The sequence below is a fragment of the Ruegeria sp. BG11 genome, assembly GCF_056538565.1.
In genome coordinates this window covers 21856-44681 of the sequence record NZ_JBQFTH010000005.1, presented here as the reverse complement: position 1 = coordinate 44681, position 22826 = coordinate 21856, and the positions used below count along the sequence as shown (strand labels likewise).

Genomic DNA, 22826 nt, shown 5'->3' with positions numbered 1-22826 from the left:
AGGCTTATCCCGAAACGGCTCTAGTTCGAGACATATCCCGCAACCACCTGCAGCAACTTGAACGCCGTCGCCGCGTCGTTTTCGACCACGGCCAGGAATTCCTCTTCCCCGATGCGCAAGCAGGAAAGATCGGTTTCGGCCACCATGCTCAGCGCGCGGGGTTCCTTACGAATCAAGCCTAACTCGCCCACCAACGCCCCCGGCCCGACGCGTAGGATCAACTCATCCGGCGTGCCCGTTTTAGGCAGATACAATCCCGCCTCGCCATCGAGGACGACGTATGCACCATCCGTCGGTTGGTCATCCTTAAGGAAGATCACCTGCCCGGCAGAGGCATCAAACCACCGCGCACCAAAGGCCAGCAGGCGCAACTGTCGCCGATCAAGGCCAGAAAACAGCGGCGTCTGCTCTAGGGCGCGCAGCTTGCGGGCCAAGTCGGCCGAGGCGGCACTATCCTCTTCCACATCCCCCGGTCCTTCATCCGTGACAACCCGACCTTGCCGGATCTCGACATACATGTCGAAGACATCGGGGTTTTGGAATTGATCGTTCAGATAGATGACCGTGGTCTCGGGCAGCAGCGCGCGCAGGTTTTTGTAGACCGCAACCTGCGTCTGCATGTCATAGCTGGCCAGCGCGTTTTCCAGGATCAGGATGTCGGGTTTCTTGATCGTCGCACGGGTGAACGCCAGGGGTTCGGCAAAAACTGCGGGCAGGTTCTGCCCACCGAGCGCCACGGGCACGTCATAGATCAACTCAACCACCAACGGGCGCGCGCCGTGTTCGGCCAGAACGTCGACGATCAGCTTGCGCACCTCGTCCGAGCGCGCGCCGCCGATCTCGCTGACCTTGCCGAACAGCGCGTTCTCCATCACGGTCAGGCCGGGCGCGACGGCCTCAGGGTCCAGCGGCACGAAGACGTCCATCAACGGCCGCATCAGCTTTTCCGAGTGGCTGTGGCGCAGCTCCAGAATACGATCCCTTAACTCATCCGAAAAGGCCGGGCCGATCTGTTCAGCCGAGACGACCAGAGGCACCGCCAGCAATGTTGCCAGTTGTTCGTCGTCCAACCCCTCAGCGCCTTCCTTGCGGGTGCGCTCGACCAGTTCGACGGCTGTTTCATAAGTCTGCGCCTCAAGTCCCAACTTGCGGAACAGCGGGTGATCTGTTCCATCCAGGCCAAAGATCTGGCGCAGCATGTCGATCACATCACGGGTCAGCGCGATCAGAGTCTCGTCCAACCCCAGTTCGCGCAACTGACCCAGAAAGACTCTCTGCTGTGCCAACAGCGCTTGCGTGACCGGTACACGGGGCGTGGCAAACAGCAGGTTCTCAGCCACGGGCAAAGCCGGGTTATAGGTGGACTTGTCAAAGATCAGCGCCTGCTGCTCGAGCCCTGCCTTGTTCACCGCCTGCTGCACCAACGGGCGCAGCTTGACCAGTTTCTGCGCTAGATCCGGATGCAGTGCCGCGTCGAAAACCTGCTCGGCCCCGCGCTGGAACAACGCTGCGCCTGATCCCATTCCGTCAATCAGTTGCAGCCACCAATCCCGTAGGGCATCCGCCGAATCCAGCCCTGCCAAAGACGGGTCCAGCCACTCGGCCTTGAAGGGGTCGGTGCTGTTGCCCGCCCGCAAGGTTTCGGCAAATCCGGGATCGTCGCACACCTCCGACAGGGGCTTGTAGCGCATCGGCATCATCACATTGTCGCCCAGCGTTCCCTGAAACATCACCGGCCGCGATGACGCATAGCCGATCCGCGCGGCGACGACGCCCTGATGCAGTTCGGCCAGATTCTGCTCGCCAATATGGACACGCCCAGCGCTTGGCAGAATCTCACGGGTCAGCAACTCGGCAATGGCGCGACGGTCTTCTTCGCTGGGCGCGGCGATCCCGATTGTCTTTCCATGCGGGAAGGTCAGGTTCAGATCGTCCAGGATCTGGTTGCCGTCCATATCGCGCACCGACACCCGATCCAGAGCGATGTCGCCATCAAGATGCGGGCGGGTCTTTGGCTCACCCTCAAATAGCGCCTCATCTTGCATTCCAGCCGGCGCAAACCGTTCGATCACCACATCCCAACGCAACGACATATCCTGCGTCTGGTTGTAATAGGTCAGCAGTTCCTTCCACGGAGAGCTGAGGTCCTTATAGGCCGCCAACGCCGCCACCAGGGCGCCCAGCGAGACCGAGCCTTGCAGGACCAGCAGACCGCCCACCAGATAAAACATGAACGGCGTCAGTTGTGATATTAAGTTGTTTATGAACTTCATAAAGAACTTCTTCTGGTAGATCTCGAAGCGGATTCCAAAGAGCCGCCCCAGTTGATCCGAGATCATCGCCCTGCGATACCGCCAGCCCCCATTTGCGCGCAGGGTCGAGGCCCCCGCCGCGTTCTCGCCGATCTGAGCGGCAAGGATACGCACCTCTTGGATGCGCTTTTTGTTGAGAAGGTTGATCTGGCGCTGCAACTTGGGAATCAACCAGGCCTGAACGGGGATCAGCGCCACCGCAGCCAGACCAAACCAGACGCTTTGCAGGAACAGAAACGACAGGATGGTGATCATCTGCCCCGCTTGCAGAACCGGCTGGCTGATCGCATCCCCCATCAACCCGCCCATCGGCTCGCTTTCGGCGGTGATCATCGAGACCATCTCACCCTGGCTGACCCGCTCGAAATAGGGCTGGGGAAAACGCAGGGCGCGGCTGATCAACTGATAGCGAAAGCGGCGCAGCATACGCTCGCTCAGGACACCTTTCATGGTGTTGATACGCATTTTCATCAGGCCGTGGGCCAGCACCGCCGCCAAAAACGCAAAGCACAAAATGATGAGGAAATTGGTCTGCTGCAGGCTGTAGCCCCAAACCTGAACCACGCTGCTCGAGGCACCGATCGCGTCATTGATAATGCGCTTGGGCAGCTCAAGCGTCAGATAGAGCAGCGGAAACAACGTCGAGGTCACGGCCAGCAGGATCAACTGGTCGCGCTTGGAGTATTTCCAGATGAAGCGGAAAATCGTGCGTTCTATGGAACCTGTCCCTGCTTTTGATCAATGATCCGGCTTCGATACGATGCACGGAAAATTAACAGTCTGAATTTACAGTAATCTTGCTTTGCTAGGCAAATAGTTTCCGACAAATTGCCAATCTTTGCGCATGTGTGAACTAGTTCATTTGCCTACACGCATTTTAGCGCCTAGAGTTCCCTTTAGGACGATATCGGGAGGATACGTTTGCCCGAAAGCTATGGTGCCGTGTTGCTGTTGCTCTGCTTGTTGCAGATCAAACATATGTTCGCGGACTTCTATCTACAGACGCCCAAGATGCTGACCGGGCGTGGCGAATATTTTCATTTGGGACGCGCGCAACATGCAGGGGTGCATGTTGTGGGCTCGGCCCTTATTTTTTTGCTGTTTGGAGCACCGATCAGCTTTATCCTGATCATCTCGGCCCTAGAATGGATCATCCACTTCAATATTGATTTCGCCAAGGCCAGCTATTCTGACAAGAAAAAGCTACAGCCCAATCAAGCCGCATTCTGGCGGGCAACTGGTCTGGACCAGCTGATGCACAGCCTGACCTATATTGCCATGGTTTGGGCTTGGATCACTTTCGCCGTCTGAGGTCTTAAGCAACTCGGTCCATTTGCGCGATTTGGTAGGCGGATATCCAAAGGCGGTCCACTGCATCCAATTCGTCCGGATCGAAATGCTGCTCGGAGTCCCAATACCTCCCGGATGGCACATAGTAGCCGAGGCGATCTTCGGCTTCCAATGCGTCATGCGCGCCAATGGTCGACGGCATCGGTGCGTCTTCCATCCGTGACGCGCGAAGCGATGGATAGAGCAGCCTGCTTTCACCCTCGGACAAGCGCACCATGCGACAGCCCTGCACGGCGGCAAACACGCCCAATCTGGCCGACTTTGCCTCAAGCGACCGCAATGAGATGTCGGCACGCAGCGGATCAGCGGTTCCGTTGCCATAGAAATGCGTCTTCCCCGATCCGGAGTAAACCATATCGCAACCAAAATAGGCAATCACAGAAGGTTTGAGGGCTGATAGCGCCCAATAGCCTGCGGTAAACGCCATGGTGCCGCCCGCATAGACAAAACCGCCATAAGCGTTTTGCCGAGGCACGTAGTCTTCGGCTGTCACGATCCTTTGGTCTTTCGTCAGAGTTGTGGGTCGGTTTTCCGGCGGAAAATCCTCAGGGTGGATCAGGATGTCCCAATCCGGACGAATGCGCCATGCATTGTTGATGGCCACGATATGCGTGAACGGCGTCCGATCCCAATCCCGGGCGGCCACCGCTAACGGCGCACTGCCAAGGATCAGGACTTTGTTTGGCGTCTGAGGCATCACGTATCCGCTCCTTTTCGCGTCTACGTGATGTTAGGGCCAATTGTCGGGCTGACTACCCCAGAACGGAAAAACTGCTTTCTTCGTTGATCGGGCGATTGCGTGAATAGAAACCGACATCAATCACGCGTTTGATGTAAGGCAGTTCGAACTGCAGCGGTTCAGCATCGTGGTCTGCACCGCCTTCGCAATAGTCGATCAGAGCCGTCATCATCTTGCCCGCAATCGGCGCGTTCTTGTATTGGTTCCCGCTGGTGCCGCAGGCCATGTAGAACCCCGGCAGGCTGGACTTGTCGTAGATCGGAATCCAATCGGTCGACGCATCATAGAGGTCAACCACACCCCGCGTTTTGGACGGAATACCAAGGCTGGGCACCCGCTGCGCATAGCGCATCGCCTGCGTCGTCCACTGATCGGTGAAATCGCGGTTATATGTCTTGTCATCCTCGCACCATTGATGCGGATCGCATTCGGGGTCCTCGGACCCCACGAGGATGTGGTTGCCATGCTCCGGGCGGCAGTAGCAGGCGATGTCACTGTCCGAGACGATGGTCCCGTTGTTTTCGAAATCGAACCCCTCGGGCGCCGGAACATGGACCACTTCCTGCCGCAGCGGGCGGGTTTCGATGGTCATGTCGTCCAGAACGCCCGCCATGCCGTTGACAATGGCCGATCCCGGCCCGGCCACGTTTACGACGACCTTGGCGCGAATTTCTTCACCCGAGGCGAGTTTGACACCAGCCGCGCGCCCATCCTCAATCAGGATTTCAACAACCTCAGCCCCGGTGCGCAACTCTGCCCCGTTCTGGATTGCCGCATCCATCAGGTTCTGCGCCGAAAGCGCCGGGTCGGTAACATAGCCTGCCTGAGGCCAGAACACGCCACCCTGCATTTTGCGCCCGTTCGGTTGCCCGAATTCCGGGTCGTCCATTCGGCGCGCAGGGGCGAAGCTTTCCAGAGAATAGACCGGTAGGCGTTCCGTGACAGTCTCGGGCGACCATTCCTCGAACGGGCAGTCCAGATCCGCACTGTTTTGCATATGCTTTTCCAGCATCCCGTTGGCATCCGTTTTCATGACCAAGCAACCGGTCTCGCGGAACTGTGCCAGATTGGCATCTGCGGGCAGGCCCAGATACGCGGCCCAATCGCGCCAATAATGGTAGCCCTCCCACGCGAAAGCCGTGCCGTCAAACGTCGAATAGTGCATGCGGATGATCGCGCAGGACCCCGCCGTCGAGCCATGGCCAACCTGCGTATTGCGATCTAGCGAAAGGGTTTTCCATCCGGCCTTGGCCATCTCGAACGCGATGGCCGCGCCAATGACGCCTGTCCCGATTATGATTGCATCTGGTTGGCTCATTCTGTCTTTCCTTCCCAAAAGCGCTTGGAATAAGCGCGAAATTCTTCAATTTCCTCGGCCCGAGGCTGAACCCCTGTGAAAGCATGTAGGTAGTGGGGCACCAACGAAAGCCGCGTTTCCGTCGGCTCGTTCAGCTGCGCCAGATCATACCCGATCTGCATGTAGTATAGGACGCGCGCCCGGGTTTCGGCCTCAATGTCCGAATAGCCAAACCGCGCAAACATCGCGTGCAGCGCCTTGAGACGCCGCGCGTCGGACTGATCCAGCGCATTGCGCACCTTTCCCGATTTGCGAGCCCAGTCCCGGATGGCAAAATCAAGCGCCGTGTCGAACAGATCCGTGTTCACCACGCATCTCTGCACGTTGCAGACCGCGCTGGTAATGGTCTCGGCCGGGGCCTCGGCCTGCGCGATCAACGCCGCCGTATTGGTCGCCTGCCACCGCGCCAGCAACGCATCCAGAAGCTCTTGCCGCGATTTGAAGTACCAGTAGAAAGACGAGCGGGACACGGCCATGCGCTCGGCCAGGTTCATGACCTTGATCTGATCCACCCCGTCAGAGATCAGCACGTCCATCGCCACATTCAGCCAGTCATCCCGCGTGACTTTGATATTGCCGACCAGAGGCTCGGCTTTGGGGTCATCGCGGTGCAGGATCGGTTTGGTGCTCATTCAACTCTCCGGCGGCGCGCCGCCTTCCGCGGTTCGCTTCGCGATGAAATCGTGCAAGGCCCCGAGTCGATCGCTATCGCCTGCGGGCGGTTTGAAATCGTTCAGGATACCTTTCCAAACACCTGTTGCACGTTGATTGGCATCGACAGATCCACGCTCGGTCCAGGTGCCGAAATTGGCGTAGTCATGGACATGAGGCTGGTAGAATTCGGTATTGTAGCGCTCCATCGTCTGGGACGAGGCAAAGAAATGCCCGCTGGGATCAACCTCACTCAGGGCGGCGTCAAAGCCGATCTCGGCCTGTCCGGCCTGCGCACCGGCACACAGTTCAGCCACCATGTTCAACACTTCGGCGTCGCAGATCATCTTCTCAAACGACACACTCAACCCGCCTTCGAGCCAGCCCGCCGAGTGGATGATGACCGTCGCCCCGGCCATCAAACAGCCCCAGAGGCCAAACTGGTTTTCATTCGCGGCCTGAACGTCGTTGATGTTTGAGGCCGACCCGGCCGCCGACCGCCATGGCAGGCCCAGGAACCGTGCCAGTTGGCCCGCAGCCAAAGACGCTTGAAAATGCGATGGCGTCCCAAAGGCCGGAGCGCCAGATTTCATGTCAACGTTGCTGGTGAAGGTTCCATAGCAGACCGGCGCGCCGGGGTTCGTCAATTGCGTCAGGGTCACGGCCGCCAGAGCCTCGGCATGGGAAAGCGTGATGGCCCCCGCGACCGTGATCGGGGCCATCGCCCCCATCAGGGTAAACGGCGTGACGATCGACATCTGACCATGGCGCGCAAAATCGATCAGCCCTTGCGCCATCGGGATATCCAGCGTGCGCGGGCTGTTGGTGTTAATGATCGTATAGCAATGCGCATTGCCGCGGAATTCATCATCCGAGAGCCCTCGTGCGATAGACAGCATCTCAAAACTGTCCATCACCTGAGGGGTGCCGCGCGAGAAGAAGAAAGGGAACTTATCCGTCAACTCCATCTGCGCCTGCGTTGTGAAATAGTGGCGCAGATGGGTCGGCACATCTTGCGGCTCGACCTGAGGCGAAATCATCTGGAAGACGTCGAAGTGATGGGTCAGCTTCAGGAACTCGATGTAGTCCTGACCCGACGCTGGTCGCCTGCCCCGTTCCAGATCGGTTGCGTTCGGCGCACCTGCACCCGGTTGAAACACGAGCGAACCCAGTTCCAGCGTAAAATCGCGGTCCCGCGCCCCGGCATGACACGCGATGGATTTGGGGGCCGAGGCCACAGCGGCCTCAACCAGATCGCGCCCGATAAAGACCATCTGAGTGTCTTCGTCCACACGCGCACCTGCCGTGGCAAAGATGCGGCGGGCTTCGGGCAGCAGGACTTTCACCCCAAGTTCCTGCAAGACGCGCAGCGCTGTCTCATGCATGTCCGCGATCTGATCTTCGGGGAACACCTCCATCTGCGGAAAAGGGTTGCGCAGCTGGCGGTAGTTCACATCGCGCGAGGGGGGTGGGGCCGCATCTGCACCCCGCCCACGCCGTCGTCGACCACGCTCGGATGTCTGCGAGATCACCATCAGCCCCTCATCGCCTTGCCCTGCGGATCGTAAGGAGACGGCGCAACCACACGCGCAGGCCGTTCCACACCAACCACGTGCACCGTCAGCTCCGTCCCCGGTTCGGCCTTGTCGCGATTGATCAGTGCCATCGCCAGAGACTTGCCCGTGTAGTGCCCGTAGCCGCCCGAGGTGACAAAACCCACGCGCTCGCCATTGGACCAGATCGGCTCATACCCGCTGGCGTCGGCATCCACGGCATCGACCTCAAGCGTCACCTGTATCTGAGCCGGGCCATTGCCGTCACGCTCGGCCAAGGCGGCCTGTTTACCGACGAAATCCTTGTCCCAGTCGATCCAGCGATCCATTCCGGTCATGCCCGGCGTGTAGGCTTGGGTAAACTCGGCGGACCAGATGCCGAAACTCTTCTCTAACCGTGTTGAGAGCATGGCGTTGAACCCGCATTCGCGGATGCCTTCGTCGACCCCAGCCTCCAAAAGCATCCGGCGCAGCTTAATGTGATCGCCGTAGCGGCAGTTGATCTCATACCCCTTTTCACCAGTCACCGACATGCGGGCGACGCGGGCGCGGACCAGACCGATATCGAAATCTCCACAACCCATGAATTTCAGGTCCGAGATATCCTGTTCCGCCAACTTCTCGATTACGGCCTGCGATCTCGGGCCGACCACGGCAAAACCGCAATATTCCTCGCCCAGATCACGGACAGTCACGCCTTCCATCATGTGGTCGTCGAACCAGCGCATGTGCCACGCACGTAGGTAGTAACTGCCCATGATCCACCATGTTCCGTCACCCCAGTTCAACACGGTAAGGTCGCCTTTGAGCCGCCCCGTCTCACCCAGCATCGGAGCCAGCTTGGCGCGCCCCGGCCCCGGCAGTTTCGAGGCCATGACCTTGTCCAGCCAGGCCTGTGCATTCGGACCCGTCACCTCGAACCGCGAGAAACCCGAGATGTCCAACAGGCCAACACCTTCGCGGATCGCCTTGCATTCCTCTGCCAAGATGTCATGGGCGTTCGACCGTTTGAGTGTCGGCGTTTCCTCGAACCCTTTGGGCGCGAAATAAAGCGGCACCTCCAGATCCCAGCTGACGCCCCATTTGCACCCGGCGTCGGTCATCGCATCATGGGCCGGGGCCATCTTCAGCGGACGGCCTGCTGGCAGTTGCTCATTCGGGTAGGTCATCACGAAACGGCGCGAGTAGAACTGACCGGTCGTTTCGCGGATGTAGCGTTTGTTCTGCGCGAAATCGCCATAGCGGGCGACGTCCATTGGCCACGCGTCGGCCTCTGGCTCGCCGTGGATCATCCACTCGGCCAGCGTCTTGCCAACGCCGCCACCCTGCAGGAACCCGGCCATCACCGCGCAAGCCGACCAGTAACCACGTTTGCCCGGAACCGGACCAACCAGAGGGTTCCCGTCAGGAGAGAATGTAAACGCGCCATTGACCCATGTCTTGATACCGACATTCTGGATCGAAGGATACCGCTCAAAGCCCAGCGTCAGCTCGTTCTCGATGCGGTCGAGCTGTTCCTGAAACAGCTCCTCACCATAGTTCCAGGGCGCCCCGTCCATGGCCCAGTGTTCATGGTCGACTTCGTAAATCCCGACCAGAACGCCCTTCTGATCCTGCCGCATGTAGGTGAAGCCTTCGAGGTCGACGGTCATCGGCATCTCGAACTCTGCTTCGGCAACCTCAGGGACCGTGTCGGTGATCAGGTAGTGGTGTTTAAGGGGAGAGACCGGCAGTTCCACCCCCGCCATCCGGCCCACCTGCTTGGCCCAAAGGCCCGCCGCGTTCACCACATGCTCGCAGGTGATTGTGCCCTTGTCGGTCACGACTTCCCAACCATCAGCGGTTTGCGTCAGGCTTTCGACCTTGGTTTCCTCATAGTATTCCGCGCCACGCTTCTTTGCCGCCGTCGCGTAGGCCTGCACCGTGCCGGTCGTGTCGATATAGCCCTCGCGATCCGCCCACATCGCGCCCAGCACGCCATCGGTGGACATGATCGGACAGCGTTTTTGCGCCTCTTCCGGGGTTAGAAGTTCGCAATCATCTATGCCGATGGATTGGAAGATACGGTAGTTAGCCTGTAGCCATTCCCAGCGTTCCGGGGTTCCAGCCAGCGTCAAACCGCCAGTCATGTGCAAGCCGATATTCTGGCCGGATTCCTTTTCGATCTCGCTCAGCAAGTCGATGGTGTAGGCCTGCAAGGACGCCATGTTCGGGTCCGCGTTCAGCGCGTGAATACCACCTGCCGCGTGCCAGGATGACCCCGAGGCCAGCCTCCGCCGCTCCAACATGACGACGTCCGACCAGCCGAACTTGGCCAGATGATACAGGACCGAGGCCCCAACGACACCGCCCCCGATGACCACAACGCGATACTGAGATTTCATCCTGCCCTCCGCTGCACGACTCGGATGAAACGCTAGTGGCACTGTTCACTTCTGTCTAGACATTTCTGTACAGTGTCGAGCGCAAGCTTGTGTCAGCCAATTCAGGTGCCTTTTAAAGGCTGGCGCTGGGCCGGGATTTGATCCTATCGAACCAGGCTTGAGTCGCGGTACTAGCTTCCGGGATACGCATTTTGATCACGCGAGCGAAATCGACGAAGACAAACCCGGTGATATCGGCGAGGCTAAAATGCTCGCCCGCCAAAAACGGGCTGCCCTGTAAATGGTCCTCGAGCAAATCGAAGAACGCCCCCACCCTGTCGCGACCCCGTTGCGCAAGCTCGGGGATCTGAGGATAGTTCTCTGGTCCCGGAATAGGACGATCCTTGAAAGCAGGATGGCCGTTGCGCAGGGCTTCGGCAATGGGCATTCCGCCTTGCTGCTCGGCGATTGCGTTCCACATCAGAACGCGGCCCTTTTCATCCGGCGTCTTGCCCATCAACGGGGGTTCCGGGCTCTGCGCCTCAAGATACGCAGCAATCCCAAGGTTCTCGGTCAGAACCGTGCCTTCATAGGTCACCAGCACAGGGATCGTGGCCCGAGGGTTAACGGCGCGAAAAGCATCGCTCAGCTGCTCTCCCTCTGCAATCGAGATTTGCCTGGTTTCGATCTCCAACCCCTTCTCAGCAATGAATACGCGCGCGCGGCGCGGGTTCGGAGCAGTGGCGCAGTCGTAAAAGATCATCCGTCTTCCCCCTGTCGTGTTTAGATCAAGGCCGTGACGACCGCCCGCGCGATCACCCGTTCTTCGTCCGTCGGGATCACGAGCACGGGTATACCGCCATCTGATATCACCGTCGCGTTTTGGGCGTTGGCCTCGGCGTCCAGATGGATGTTGAGAAATCCCATCCCATCCAGCACGCTCTGGCGAATAGGCGCAGCGTTCTCACCAATGCCGCCGCAGAATACGACCGCATCCACCCCTCCCAGAACGGCCGCCATCGCACCCAGCTCCCGCCTGATCCGGAAGACATAGTAATCTATCGCCTCACGTGCATGTGGGTCATCGCTTTCCAGCAATGTGCGCATATCGTGGCTGATTCCGCTGAGACCAAGCAGGCCACTTTTCTTGTAGAGGATATGCGTTATCGCTTCGGCAGAGTGACCTTGCTCCATCAGATAGAGCAACACGCCGGGATCAAGCTGACCGCAACGGGTCCCCATTGGCAGCCCGTCAAGCGCGGAAAAACCCATGGTTGAGCCGATACTCTTTCCGTTGGCCACAGCGCACATTGACGCCCCGTTGCCTAAATGCGCGATCACCACCCGGCCTGCGGCCAGATCCGGGAAATCCTCAGTCATCTTGCCGGTAATGTAGTCGTAGGACAGTCCGTGGAACCCATAGCGCCGAACGCCTTTCTCATAAAAGCGGCGCGGGATGGCGAAGGCGTCGTTTACAAACGGATGGCCTACGTGAAAGGAGGTGTCAAAACACCCAATCTGTAGCGCGCCCGGGAAGGCCGTTCGTGCAGCGCGGACGGCCGCCAGATTGTGGGGCTGATGCAACGGAGCCAGTGACGAGAGCGTTTCAAGTTGGGCCAGCACGTGATCATCCAGAACCGTGGGCCCTTCGAAGGTTTGTCCGCCGTGGACAATGCGGTGGCCTACACCGACGATTAGATCCGATTGAAGCAGAGGCTCAAGGGCCAGCAAGATCGCCGTGACCCCGGCTGCGTGGTCGGCAGGCCCGATCTCACGTGTCTCATGAAACCCGTCGCCGTTGATTTGCAATTGAGCGACCGGTCCTAGATTGTCCACCTGCCCGTGCCACAGCAATTCGGGTTCAGCGTCGGCGCGGTAAACTCCGAATTTGATGGTCGAACTTCCCGCGTTCAGCGTCAGGATGGCCTGCATTGCGTTCCTCCGGTTTGCTTAGCCTTTTGGTGGACCCGGACGCGCCTAAGGCGTCACCGCCGGTAGATAAAACAGCGCCCCTCGACCGCGCCCTCGGGCAAGGGCAATTCAGTCAGCGCATCGAAATACATCCGATCACTGGAAACCATCAGGCCACCCAGCGCCAGAAGCGGTTCAATCAAAGGCGAAACAAACCGCGCGAAGGCGTCGTTCTTTTCGCGATTGTGCCCACCCAGATCCGCATGAATCAGGCTGGCCGTCGCGCCAAACCGATCCACCGAGGCTGGCAGAGTCTCCCGCACATCGCCCAAAATCACTCGATCCTCGGGCGGGGTGGAATCGGGATGTGAAGCCACCGCGCGCTCGAACACAAAAACCGGGCGATTCTGAATGTACTGAATCATGTGGTGGTAGGTTCGACCGTTACCCAGGCCCAGTTCGAACACCGGCCCGGACATGCCTTTTGTCTGCTCGATTGCAAAATCAAGGCAGGCGCGTTGCGTCACCATACGGTCAATAAACAGATCCAGTCGGCTTTGGTTTTCGGGCACAGGGGATTCTCTCTTTGATACTCAACGCCAGCTTAAATGGTGCTGGTCACGAACTTGATGGCAAAAACTCAACTGTTTGTGTAGTTGTAGAGGCGAAAGTTTCACATTCCCGCGACATTTCAGCCTAAGAACGGGTTTGACGAGTCGGGTGAAACCGCGCGACAGTAAGTCAAAAAACGGGGAGAATAAAAAGCCGATGCTCATCTACGGCCAAACGGGTGGAAAACCCGAATGACTGCGTTGTTGTCTGTCAGAGATCTCAGCATCGGTTTCGGCACGGCAGACTCAGTCGTGCAAGACGTGAATTTCGATGTGGAGGCCGGACAGACACTTGCATTGGTGGGTGAGTCGGGCTCGGGCAAAACAATCTCCTGCCGGGCCGTGTTGCGTATCCTACCCCGTGTGGCGCAGATTCGCAGCGGCTCGATTATTCTGAATGATTCCAAGGGCAAGGCCGACCTGACGCGAATCAACGAGCGGGAGATGCGCAGCATTCGCGGCAACCGAGTCTCGATGATCTTTCAGGAACCAATGCGATCTTTGTCTCCGCTGCACAAGATCGGCAATCAGGTCAGCGAGGTCCTCTGGCTGCATCGCGGCGCGTCCGAGGCGCAAGCCCGTAAAGAAGTCCTGACCCAGTTTGAACGCGTGGGTTTTCCAGATCCCCAGCGGGCTTATGACTCCTATCCGTTTGAGCTGTCGGGAGGTATGCGCCAACGTGCCATGATCGCGATGGCGATGGTCTCCAAGCCCGAGCTGCTGATTGCAGACGAGCCCACTACTGCGCTGGATGTGACAACGCAGGCTCAGGTTTTGGGCCTGATCAAGGAACTTCAGCGCGAAACCGGTATGGCGCTGATCCTTGTTACGCACGATCTGGGCGTTGTGGCCAATATGGCCGAGCAGGTCGTCGTCATGCACAAAGGTCGCGTGATGGAGGCAGGCCCCGCCGCCCCCATCCTGACCGCGCCGGCGCATCCCTATACTAAGCAGTTGTTCGATGCGGCCCCAGCCATTCCAGATCAGGACGCCGTAGGCATTCCGATGCCGGACGAGGACCTGATCCTGCATATGAAAGGGGTCTCCAAGACCTATACAATGCGCTCCAGCAAGGGCTGGCAGGCAGACAAAAAGATCCATGCCTGTCGCAGCGTCGACCTGAAACTTGCACGTGGCAAGACACTGGCGATTGTCGGCGAAAGCGGCTCTGGCAAGACCACCGCCGCCCGAATTGCCCTTGGCGCCGAACTCCCCGACCCCGGCGGAGAGGTTCTTTTTTGCACCGCCCAAGGCGAAGACCCTATCCCGGTCCACCAGATGACCCGCGCCCAGCGCACCGCGTTTCAACGCAAGGCCCAGATGGTGTTTCAGGATCCCTACAGCTCACTCAGTCCACGGATGCGCATTCAGGACGCAATGACTGAGCCACTGGAAATTCACCGTATCGGTTCGGTCTCGGAACAACGCGACAAGGCGGCCGAGATGCTGCAACGCGTGGGGCTGAACGCGGACATGCTGAAACGCTATCCGCATGCGTTTTCCGGCGGGCAGAGGCAGCGCCTGTCCATCGCCCGCGCCATGATGCTGGACCCGCAGTTGATTGTTTGTGATGAACCGACCTCGGCGCTGGATGTGTCAGTTCAGGAACAAATCCTGACTTTGTTGGAAAACCTGCAGGACAGCCTGAACCTGTCCTATTTCTTCATCTCTCACGACCTTGCAGTAGTCGCCCGTATCGCTGACGAAGTTGCTGTGATGCGTCGGGGGCTGATCGTCGAACAAGCCCCGCCCGAAACACTCTTCTACAATCCGCGCCACCCATACACCAAGGCGTTGATTGCCGCTCAACCAGAACCCGACATCAACCGCCCGATTGACCTGCAAATGGTCTCTCTGGGTGCCGGCGCGCCGGACAGTTGGGATGAGGCCTTTCGTTTCTCGGACACCGTGATACCTTCGCTGGTGGAATTGGAACCGGGCCATAAGGTACGTTGCCATGTTTAAGACCACTCGCCCTCTGATCCTGGCCGCCACTCTGGCCTTTGGCTGGACTCTGCCTGCACTGGCCGATGTGCCAGTACCGCAAGAGAGCAGCTTTTGGTCGGCTGAGGTGAATGCGGGCGATTTGCCGCCGGTTTCGGAACGCTTACCCAAAGACCCTCTGGTAGTGGATCTGGCCGCGAAGGGGCGTGAATTCGGCACCCCCGGCGGCACAATGCGGACCATGGTGACCCGGTCCAAGGATATCCGCCAGATGGTCGTCTACGGTTACGCCCGGTTGGTTGGGTTTGACGGAAACTACAATATCGTGCCCGACATTTTGGCCTCATTCGAAAATGACGGGAACCGCAAGTTCACTCTGCATTTGCGCGAAGGGCATAAGTGGTCGGACGGCTCGCCGTTTACCTCCGAAGATTTCCGGTACTGGTGGGAAGATGTCGCCAACAACGAATTGCTCAGCCCCTCTGGGCCACCTGATTTTCTGATCGTCGAGGGAAAGGCCCCGACCGTCTCTTTCCCGGATGAGACGACAGTGATCTACGAATGGGATGATCCGAACCCGGACTTCCTGCAAACGCTGGCACAGGCCCGCCCGCCCTTCATTTACCGCCCGTCGGCTTTTCTGAAACAGTATCACGAAAACTATGTTGATCCTGAGGATCTGGCCGCGCAGGTCGATGATGCCCGCGTCAAAAGCTGGGCGGCCCTGCACAACAAACTCGACAACCTCTACAAGTTCGACAACCACAAGCTGCCCACGCTTCAGCCTTGGCTGAACGCAAGCTCGGGCAAGAAAATCCGCCACAACTTCGTCCGCAATCCGTACTACCACCGTATCGACTCCAAAGGGGTGCAACTGCCCTATATCGACGTGGTCGAGATGGAGATTGTGGCCCCCGGGCTGGTAGCCGCAAAGACCAATGCGGGTGAGACCGACCTGCAGGGTCGTGGTCTGGCGTTCCGAGATGCCTCGATCCTGAAAAAGGGTGAAGCGGTTGGCAACTACAAGACATTGCTCTGGAAAACCGGTGTGGCCTCACAGATCGCGATCTATCCGAACCTGAACTACGCGGATGAGGTTTGGCGGGATGTGATGCGAGACGCGCGCGTACGCCGCGCCCTGTCTTTGGGGATTGATCGCAAGACGATCAACCAGGCGCTCTATTTCAAACTGGCAAAACCGGGCGCGATGGCGGTTCTGCCCGCCTCACCCTTCTACAGTGAGGAAAACGCCCAAGCATGGGCCCAGTATGATCCGGATCTGGCGAACGCGCTGTTGGACGAGGCCGGGCTGAACGAGCGCGACAAGAACGGCATTCGGCTGTTGCCCGACGGCCGCCCGATGGAGTTAATCATCGAAACCGCTGGTGAGCGGCAGGAGGTCGAAAACGCCCTGCAGATCGTCACCGACACATGGCGCGAGATTGGCGTCGATCTTGTGATGCGCCCGCTGGATCGCGATATCCTGCGTAACCGGGTGTTCGCGGGCAACACGATGGCTTCGGTCTGGTTCGGCTGGGATGACGGGCTGCCCCAAATCCACACCTCGCCTGCCTATCTGGCCCCGACGGATCAGGTGTTTCTCGCCTGGCCAAAATGGGGACAGTATTATCAGACCGGCGGCGAAGTGGGTGAGGCACCCGACATGCCCGAGGCTGAGCGCCTGATGACTTTGGTCCATGACTGGGAGACCGCCACAACGGATGAACAGCGCGCTGCCGTCTGGACCGAGATGTTGGAAATCCACGCCGACCAGCTTTACGCCATCGGCATTCTGAACGGCGCACCGCAGCCCATCGTCGTCTCGAACCGTTTACGCAACGTCCCCGAGCAGGCCATGTGGGCGTGGGAACCCGGCGCGCATTTCGGCGTCCATCGCCCGGATGAGTTCTTTTTGGTCGACTGAGCAGGAGCAGCTAAATGATCATGCTGCGCTATGCGGTCTATCGCTTCTTCACGATGCTGCTGACACTGTTGGTGGTCTCGGTTCTGATATTCGTCATCATCAACCTGCCACCCGGCGACTATCTGAGCAATCAGATCGCCGAACTCCAGGCCTCAGGCCAATCTGCCGGTGTAGCCAAGGCCGAGTTTCTGCGGGCCGAGTACGCCTTGGATCGTCCCATGTGGGAGCAATACCTGATCTGGATGGGCTTCTGGCCCGGCCCCCACGGCTTCGAAGGTCTGCTGCAAGGCAATTACGGCTGGTCGTTTGAGTTCGACCGACCCGTCTCTGACATCGTGGGCGATACGCTTTGGCTGACGGTTGTTGTCAATCTTGCCGCGATCTTGTTCGTCTACGCCGTCGCCCTACCCTTGGGTGTGATCGCCGCCGCGCGATCGCGCACGTGGATCGACTATACCTCGGCGTTTGTCGGCTATTTGGGTCTGGCCACGCCGAACTTTTTGCTGGCGCTGATCCTGTTCTACTACGGTCATCAGTATTTCAACCTGCCCATCGGCGGCTTGATGGATCCCAAATTCGAAGGCGATCCGATGAGTTGGGACAAGCTGAAATCCATCCTTGTCCACCTGATCGTGCCGACCTTCGTCATCGGCACCTCGGGCGCGTCGGCCATGATGCAGCGTCTGCGCGCGAACATGCTGGACGAGCTGGGCAAACCCTATGTTGAGACAGCCGTTGCCAAGGGCATGGCCCCATCGCGGATGCTGACCAAATATCCGTTGCGTGTGGCCTTCAACCCGTTCGTCGCCGACATCGGGAACCTGTTGCCCTCAATGGTGTCCGGCTCGGTTCTGGTATCGGTCGTGTTGGGCCTGCAAACCATTGGCCCGACCCTGCTGACGGCGCTGAAGACGCAAGACCAGTTCCTGTCGGCATTCATCCTGATGTTCGTGGCCCTGCTGACCCTGATCGGCACCATGATCTCGGACATCTTGCTGGTCATGCTCGACCCGCGCATTCGGTATGAGGGGCGAGACGCATGACCCAACGCCCTGATGATCGCTATGTCGATGACGCGCCGTTCGACCCACAGGCCTCGGTCCAACAGCTCGAGCGCGCCGATCTGGACGCCCCGAACTGGGTGCTGGTCTGGCGCAAGTTCCGCACGCACAAGCTGGGCCTGATCTCAGGCGTTTTTCTGTTGCTGTGCTACCTGATGCTGCCCTTTGCAGGCTTCATCGCTCCTTATGGCCCCAATGACCGGAACGGAGAGCACCTCTACGCCCCGCCACAGTCGATCAACTGGTTCCACGAGGGCGAGTTCATCGGGCCCTATGTTTACCCCATCACAGCTGAAGCGGATCTTGAGACCTTCCAGTGGAAGTTCATTCCAGACACCGAGGATCCTCGTCCGATCAAGTTCTTCTGTGAAGGGTCCGAGTATCGCTTGGCCGGATTCATCCCTTCGGACACACATCTGTTCTGTGCCCCTGATGGCGCGACGCTGTTCCTATGGGGCTCGGACCGGCTGGGCCGCGATATCTTCAGCCGCATCCTTTATGGCGCGCAGCTGTCGCTGACCGTCGGCCTGATCGGCATCTCGGTGTCGTTCTTCCTTGGTATTCTCTTCGGCTCGATGGCCGGGTATTTCGGAGGGCGCATCGACTGGACCATAAACCGCGTGATCGAAGTCCTGCGATCCCTACCCGAACTGCCGCTCTGGCTTGCCTTGTCCGCCGCTGTACCCTCGAACTGGAGCCCCGTCGCGGTCTTCTTCATCATCTCGATCATCCTCGGCATTCTCGACTGGCCCGGCCTCGCTAGATCCGTCCGCGCCAAATTCCTCTCCCTGAGAGAAGAAGAATACGTCCGCGCGGCTGAGATGATGGGCGCAAGCTCGGGCCGGGTGATCCGCAAACACCTGTTGCCGAACTTCATGTCCCACCTGATCGCCTCTGCCACCTTGTCGATTCCCGCGATGATCTTGGGTGAAACCGCGCTGTCTTTCCTCGGCCTCGGCCTGCGTGCGCCTGCGGTGAGTTGGGGCGTGATGCTGAATGACGCGCAGAACCTCGCCTCGATCGAGATCTACCCGTGGACGGCCATTCCGATGTTGCCCATCATCGTCGTTGTTCTGGCCTTTAACTTCCTTGGAGACGGGTTGCGCGACAGTCTGGACCCGTATCAGCAATGAGCCTGCTGTCCTCTCTTCCGGCGGCCGACAGCTATCGCACCACCGGCGAGGGAACCTTGCCCAGCGCCTTCGCCGTCTCGGAACTAGCAACCGCCAGCTTCGCAGCGGTCGGTCAGCAGTTGGCCCGATACATGGCCGCCGCAAACCTGTCACCAACCGCGCCAGAGGTCACGGTGGATCACCGCCTCGCTTCGCTCTGGTATCGCTATTCCTTCAAGCCCGATGGTTGGGAAATACCTAACCTGTGGGACGCCATCGCAGGCGACTATCGCGCGTCTGACGGCTGGATCAGGCTTCACACCAACTTGCCCCACCACCGCGCTGCCGCCTTGAAAGTTCTGGGTACACAAGCCGACCGCGACGCGGTCTCACAGGCCCTGCGCAGCTGGGCTATTGTTGACCTGGAAAGCGCTGTTGTGGCCGAGGGCGGCGTCGCAGCCGCCATGCGCAGCCGCGCCGAATGGTTGGACCATCCCCAAGGCCGTGCCGTCAGCCGTGATCCACTGATCAGTTGGCAGAATCCACGTCGGATCACTCTGCGAGATCGTCCGGCTGCAACAGCCGAACGCCCGCTTGCCGGCTTGCGCGTCCTAGACCTGACCCGCGTTCTGGCGGGCCCCGTCTCAACCCGCACACTCGCCGGATTCGGCGCGGATGTGCTGCGCGTCGACCCTCCGGGCTGGGATGAGCCGGGCGTTATCCCCGACATCTCGCTGGGCAAACGCTGCGCCTATCTGGACTTGAAGTCGACCGAGGGCCTGACCTACCTGCAAGACCTGTTGTCACAAGCAGATGTATTCATCCACGGGTACCGCCCCGGCGCGCTTGAGGCTCTGGGGCTTAGTAAAGCAAAGCGTGACGAACTGGCCCCCAACCGGATCGAGGTCACTCTGGACGCCTATGGCTGGCAGGGCCCTTGGGCCAAACGCAGAGGGTTCGACAGCCTGGTTCAGATGAGCGCAGGTATTGCCCATGCCGGGATGGAATGGGCCAACGCCGACAAACCCACCCCGCTGCCAGTTCAGGCTCTGGACCATGCGACCGGATACCTGATGGCAGCCGCAGTTCTTTCTGCACTGGCCGAGGCAGCCTCGGGTAATTCAATCATGCACGCCCATCTATCTTTGGCGCGCACCGCCGAGTTGCTAGCCATTCTTGGCAAAACCGATAAAGGGCAAGACGCGATCACGGCCAACCAATCCGACTATGGCGAAGAAACCGAACAATCCGGATGGGGCCCTGGCCACCGGCTAAAACCCGCACTGACCATTGGTCGGACGGTGATGAGGTGGGACCTGCCCGCCCCACAACTGGGCACATCCGAGCCAACCTGGCCCTGACGCGCCAACCGCCGCGAGGCACGCGCGGCCCGGCCCAACGCTTTGGAAGGCGTCTCGTCAGAGACGCAGGCCAAAGCAGCGGGAGAACCGTCTAGCGGTCGTCACCGCCCGGTCCGATATCGTCCAGATAGTCCTCATCAATCGCCGCTTGTACCGCGCCAGTCACTGCCTCGCGCTGTTTCGGGGTCAGATCTTCGGCCTCTTTGCCATCGGCAAGACGAACGGTCACTTCACGATGGGCAAACTTGATGCCTTCGCGGGCGAACAGCTCTCGAATATCTTGATACACCTTCTTGCGCACCAACCACTGATCGCCCGGCTTGGTCATGAATTTGACCCGGATGATCATCGCCGAATCCTGCATCTCGATCACGCCCTGAGACTTCAAGGGCTGGATGAAGTTGTCTCCGATAACCGGATCGCTCAGCAACTCCTGACCCAGTTTCTTGATCAGTTTCCGTACCTTCTCGACATCCGTGTCATAGGTCACGCGCAGAGGCAGCTTCATGATCACCCAGTCACGCGAATAGTTGGTCAGAACCTTGATCTCCCCAAAGGGAATAGTGTTCAGCGCCCCCAGATGGTGGCGCAGCTGGAACGACCGGACCGAGATTTTCTCAACCGTTCCCTTCACATCCCCAATGTCGATGTATTCCCCTTTGCGGAACGCATCATCCAACAGGAAGAAGGCGCCCGAGAAGATGTCGCGCACCAAGGTTTGCGACCCGAACCCGACAGCCAGCCCAACCACACCGGCACCTGCGAACAGAGGGCTGACGTTGATGCCCAGCTCCATCAGTACGATCAGCACAATCGTCACGACAACAACCGCCAGGATCGCCCCGCGGAACAAAGGCAGCAAGGTGGCCAAGCGGCTCTGACCGCCTTCGCCGCCTTCATCGCCCAACTCGGCCTCGGAGCCATCATCAGACTCTTCGGCGATTTTGCTGTCGATCCAGATGCGGAAGAAATTGAACAGGATGTATCCAATGAACAGGATTACCATCACGTCCAGCGCGCGCCCGATCGGCAGATCCTCGCTCCAGCTGGCATCCGGGTTCCAGATCACTACCAGCGCATAGCTGCCTACGACAAAGGCCAGAATGCCAGCCACTCGGCGGGCCAGGTCCTCATAGGTCAGAATGGCGTGCTTGCGTTGTACCGCCTCGGGTGAGGGTGCCTCTGCCTCGATCTCTGCCTCGGCGTTGATCTGTTCGATCTTGCGGTTGCGATCGAAATAGCGCTCCAGCAGGTAGTTCATCGCACCATAGGCCACAACAACCGACATGAAGATCGCATAGCTGCTGGCAACAATCGGGACCGAATTTTCATTCTCAAGCACCAGATCCACGGCCAGCTTCGACCAGCTGAACACGATGTACAGGATCAGCACCGGAGCCCAAGCAAATGAGATGAAGCGCAGAATCCACGAAACTTGAGACGGTGCCCGCCCGCCCCGGATCGCATTTGAAATGGCCCCGGCATTGAACAGGATCATCAGAATATTCAAGAAGGCCCCGAACAGGGTCAAGCACCCGTAGACCAAGGCGTAGACGTTGTAGTTCAGACCAAAATCCGCCACCCAGGTCGAAAACAGAACGACCGATACATCATAGGTCGCCACCGCCGATGCCCAGATATACAGCCGTTTGGCGTGGCGGTCAGAGAAGGGCGGCAGGCGATACTGGCTCAGGTACGGTGACAGCACCATTCGCCACAGGTCCGAGATCGTGCGGGACAGGAAAAAGGCCGTGAAGATCGCGGTCACGGTAAACTGGATCGAGATATCTTCGGCCTCGCCAAAGAAGAGATATCCCACGATCAATGCCATCAACATGGCAAAGATCGTGCCGCCGATCCCCATCACGAAGCGGTACACGAGAAACGGCATCTTCTCGCGATAGCCCTGCGGGTTCTCCTTGATCCGCGCCACGACCCAGCGCTTGGCGATCCGTTTGCCATAGATCTCGGTTGAGAGCCACCGCCCCAACAGCAGGAAGAGGATGTTCCAGCCCAGAACCTCGACATAAGTCTGGATACGACCATCCGGGCTGGTCTGACGCAGGATATACTCCACTTCGAACACCGAATAGGGCAGAGCCTCAAGGCGTGACTGGACCGATTCACGGAACTTGGTGAAACGCGCCTGCGTCCGCATCAGTTGAGAGGCCTCGGCCATGGGGTCAGCCTCAGCCGATTCCGCTTCGGGCTGCTCACCCGCGGTGGAGACCAGATTGCCCGAACTATCGATGACGATGACGCTGGCACCTGCCTCGGTGGCGGTGCGGATCGCGTCGGCGAGATCACTTTCGTTGGTTGCAGTCTCTTCCGTTGCGGAACCCGAGCCATAGCCCGGTATCAGCGCGGTCTGCGCTGCCACACTGGCTGGAAACGCCAACAACAGAGCCCAAAATGCCAAAAGCGTCGCAGCCAGAAAGTTCGGTTTCATAGGGTCTTGCATCCAATTTCTTCACTGGCGCACACCGTACAGAACCTGTTGGACCTGTTCAAATCCTCCCGCCCGCCTGTTTTCGCGCTTTGACCGAAACGGCAAAGACTGGTGCAAATTGAACCCAT

Annotated in this window: 16 protein-coding genes; 6 read left to right on the top strand and 10 right to left on the bottom strand. The window is 59.1% G+C overall.

Going from position 1 to position 22826, the window contains the following annotated elements; genetic code table 11:
- Positions 1-20: 20 nt before the first annotated feature.
- Complete coding sequence (locus ACR0JF_RS09425) at positions 21-3017, bottom strand: ABC transporter transmembrane domain-containing protein (RefSeq protein WP_480669265.1); 2997 nt, start codon at positions 3015-3017, stop codon at positions 21-23.
- Between the two features lie 216 nt (positions 3018-3233).
- On the opposite strand from ACR0JF_RS09425, the gene ACR0JF_RS09420 reads away from it, so the two are divergent.
- Positions 3234-3623: a DUF3307 domain-containing protein gene (locus tag ACR0JF_RS09420; RefSeq protein ID WP_170472196.1), complete on the top strand. Its 390-nt coding sequence runs from the start codon at positions 3234-3236 to the stop codon at positions 3621-3623.
- A gap of 4 nt (positions 3624-3627) precedes the next feature.
- Here ACR0JF_RS09420 and ACR0JF_RS09415 read toward each other — a convergent pair whose 3' ends face one another.
- The 8 genes from ACR0JF_RS09415 to ACR0JF_RS09380 form a co-directional block, all read right to left on the bottom strand.
- Entirely contained in the window at positions 3628-4359 is a 732-nt protein-coding gene (locus ACR0JF_RS09415) for a hypothetical protein (protein ID WP_170659825.1), read from the bottom strand.
- 55 nt (positions 4360-4414) lie between these two features.
- Positions 4415-5719, bottom strand: a complete 1305-nt coding sequence (locus ACR0JF_RS09410) for an FAD-dependent oxidoreductase (protein ID WP_170659824.1) — start codon at positions 5717-5719, stop codon at positions 4415-4417.
- The gene (locus ACR0JF_RS09405) at positions 5716-6390 is read right to left on the bottom strand and encodes a TetR/AcrR family transcriptional regulator (RefSeq protein ID WP_170659823.1); all 675 of its coding nucleotides are present in this window, start codon (positions 6388-6390) and stop codon (positions 5716-5718) included. The genes ACR0JF_RS09410 and ACR0JF_RS09405 overlap by 4 nt, the downstream gene beginning before the upstream one ends.
- Complete coding sequence (locus tag ACR0JF_RS09400; RefSeq protein WP_170659822.1) at positions 6391-7944, bottom strand: trimethylamine methyltransferase family protein; 1554 nt, start codon at positions 7942-7944, stop codon at positions 6391-6393.
- Positions 7944-10346 carry a GcvT family protein gene (locus ACR0JF_RS09395; RefSeq protein ID WP_170659821.1) on the bottom strand — a complete coding sequence of 801 codons (2403 nt, stop codon included), beginning with the start codon at positions 10344-10346 and terminating at the stop codon, positions 7944-7946. Before ACR0JF_RS09395 ends, ACR0JF_RS09400 begins: the two co-directional genes overlap by 1 nt.
- Positions 10347-10458: 112 nt before the next feature.
- Complete coding sequence (locus ACR0JF_RS09390) at positions 10459-11088, bottom strand: glutathione S-transferase family protein (protein WP_480669183.1); 630 nt, start codon at positions 11086-11088, stop codon at positions 10459-10461.
- Between the two features lie 20 nt (positions 11089-11108).
- Positions 11109-12257, bottom strand: a complete 1149-nt coding sequence (locus ACR0JF_RS09385) for an acetate/propionate family kinase (protein ID WP_170659819.1) — start codon at positions 12255-12257, stop codon at positions 11109-11111.
- Between the two features lie 53 nt (positions 12258-12310).
- Positions 12311-12808, bottom strand: a complete 498-nt coding sequence (locus ACR0JF_RS09380) for a class I SAM-dependent methyltransferase (protein ID WP_170659818.1) — start codon at positions 12806-12808, stop codon at positions 12311-12313.
- 231 nt (positions 12809-13039) lie between these two features.
- Between ACR0JF_RS09380 and ACR0JF_RS09375 the strand changes: the two genes are divergently transcribed.
- From ACR0JF_RS09375 to ACR0JF_RS09355, 5 genes are read left to right on the top strand one after another with little or no spacing between them, the layout of a single operon-like run.
- The gene (locus ACR0JF_RS09375; protein WP_170659817.1) at positions 13040-14812 is read left to right on the top strand and encodes an ABC transporter ATP-binding protein; all 1773 of its coding nucleotides are present in this window, start codon (positions 13040-13042) and stop codon (positions 14810-14812) included.
- Positions 14805-16715 (top strand): ABC transporter substrate-binding protein, encoded by a 1911-nt coding sequence (locus ACR0JF_RS09370; RefSeq protein ID WP_170659816.1) that lies wholly within the window; start codon positions 14805-14807, stop codon positions 16713-16715. The genes ACR0JF_RS09375 and ACR0JF_RS09370 overlap by 8 nt, the downstream gene beginning before the upstream one ends.
- 14 nt (positions 16716-16729) lie before the next feature.
- Positions 16730-17758: an ABC transporter permease gene (locus tag ACR0JF_RS09365; protein WP_170659815.1), complete on the top strand. Its 1029-nt coding sequence runs from the start codon at positions 16730-16732 to the stop codon at positions 17756-17758.
- Entirely contained in the window at positions 17755-18909 is a 1155-nt protein-coding gene (locus ACR0JF_RS09360) for an ABC transporter permease (protein WP_170659814.1), read from the top strand. Before ACR0JF_RS09365 ends, ACR0JF_RS09360 begins: the two co-directional genes overlap by 4 nt.
- Complete coding sequence (locus ACR0JF_RS09355; protein ID WP_170659813.1) at positions 18906-20249, top strand: CoA transferase; 1344 nt, start codon at positions 18906-18908, stop codon at positions 20247-20249. The genes ACR0JF_RS09360 and ACR0JF_RS09355 overlap by 4 nt, the downstream gene beginning before the upstream one ends.
- Positions 20250-20340: 91 nt before the next feature.
- Here ACR0JF_RS09355 and ACR0JF_RS09350 read toward each other — a convergent pair whose 3' ends face one another.
- Complete coding sequence (locus tag ACR0JF_RS09350) at positions 20341-22698, bottom strand: mechanosensitive ion channel family protein (protein WP_170659812.1); 2358 nt, start codon at positions 22696-22698, stop codon at positions 20341-20343.
- Between the last annotated feature and the right edge of the window lie 128 nt (positions 22699-22826).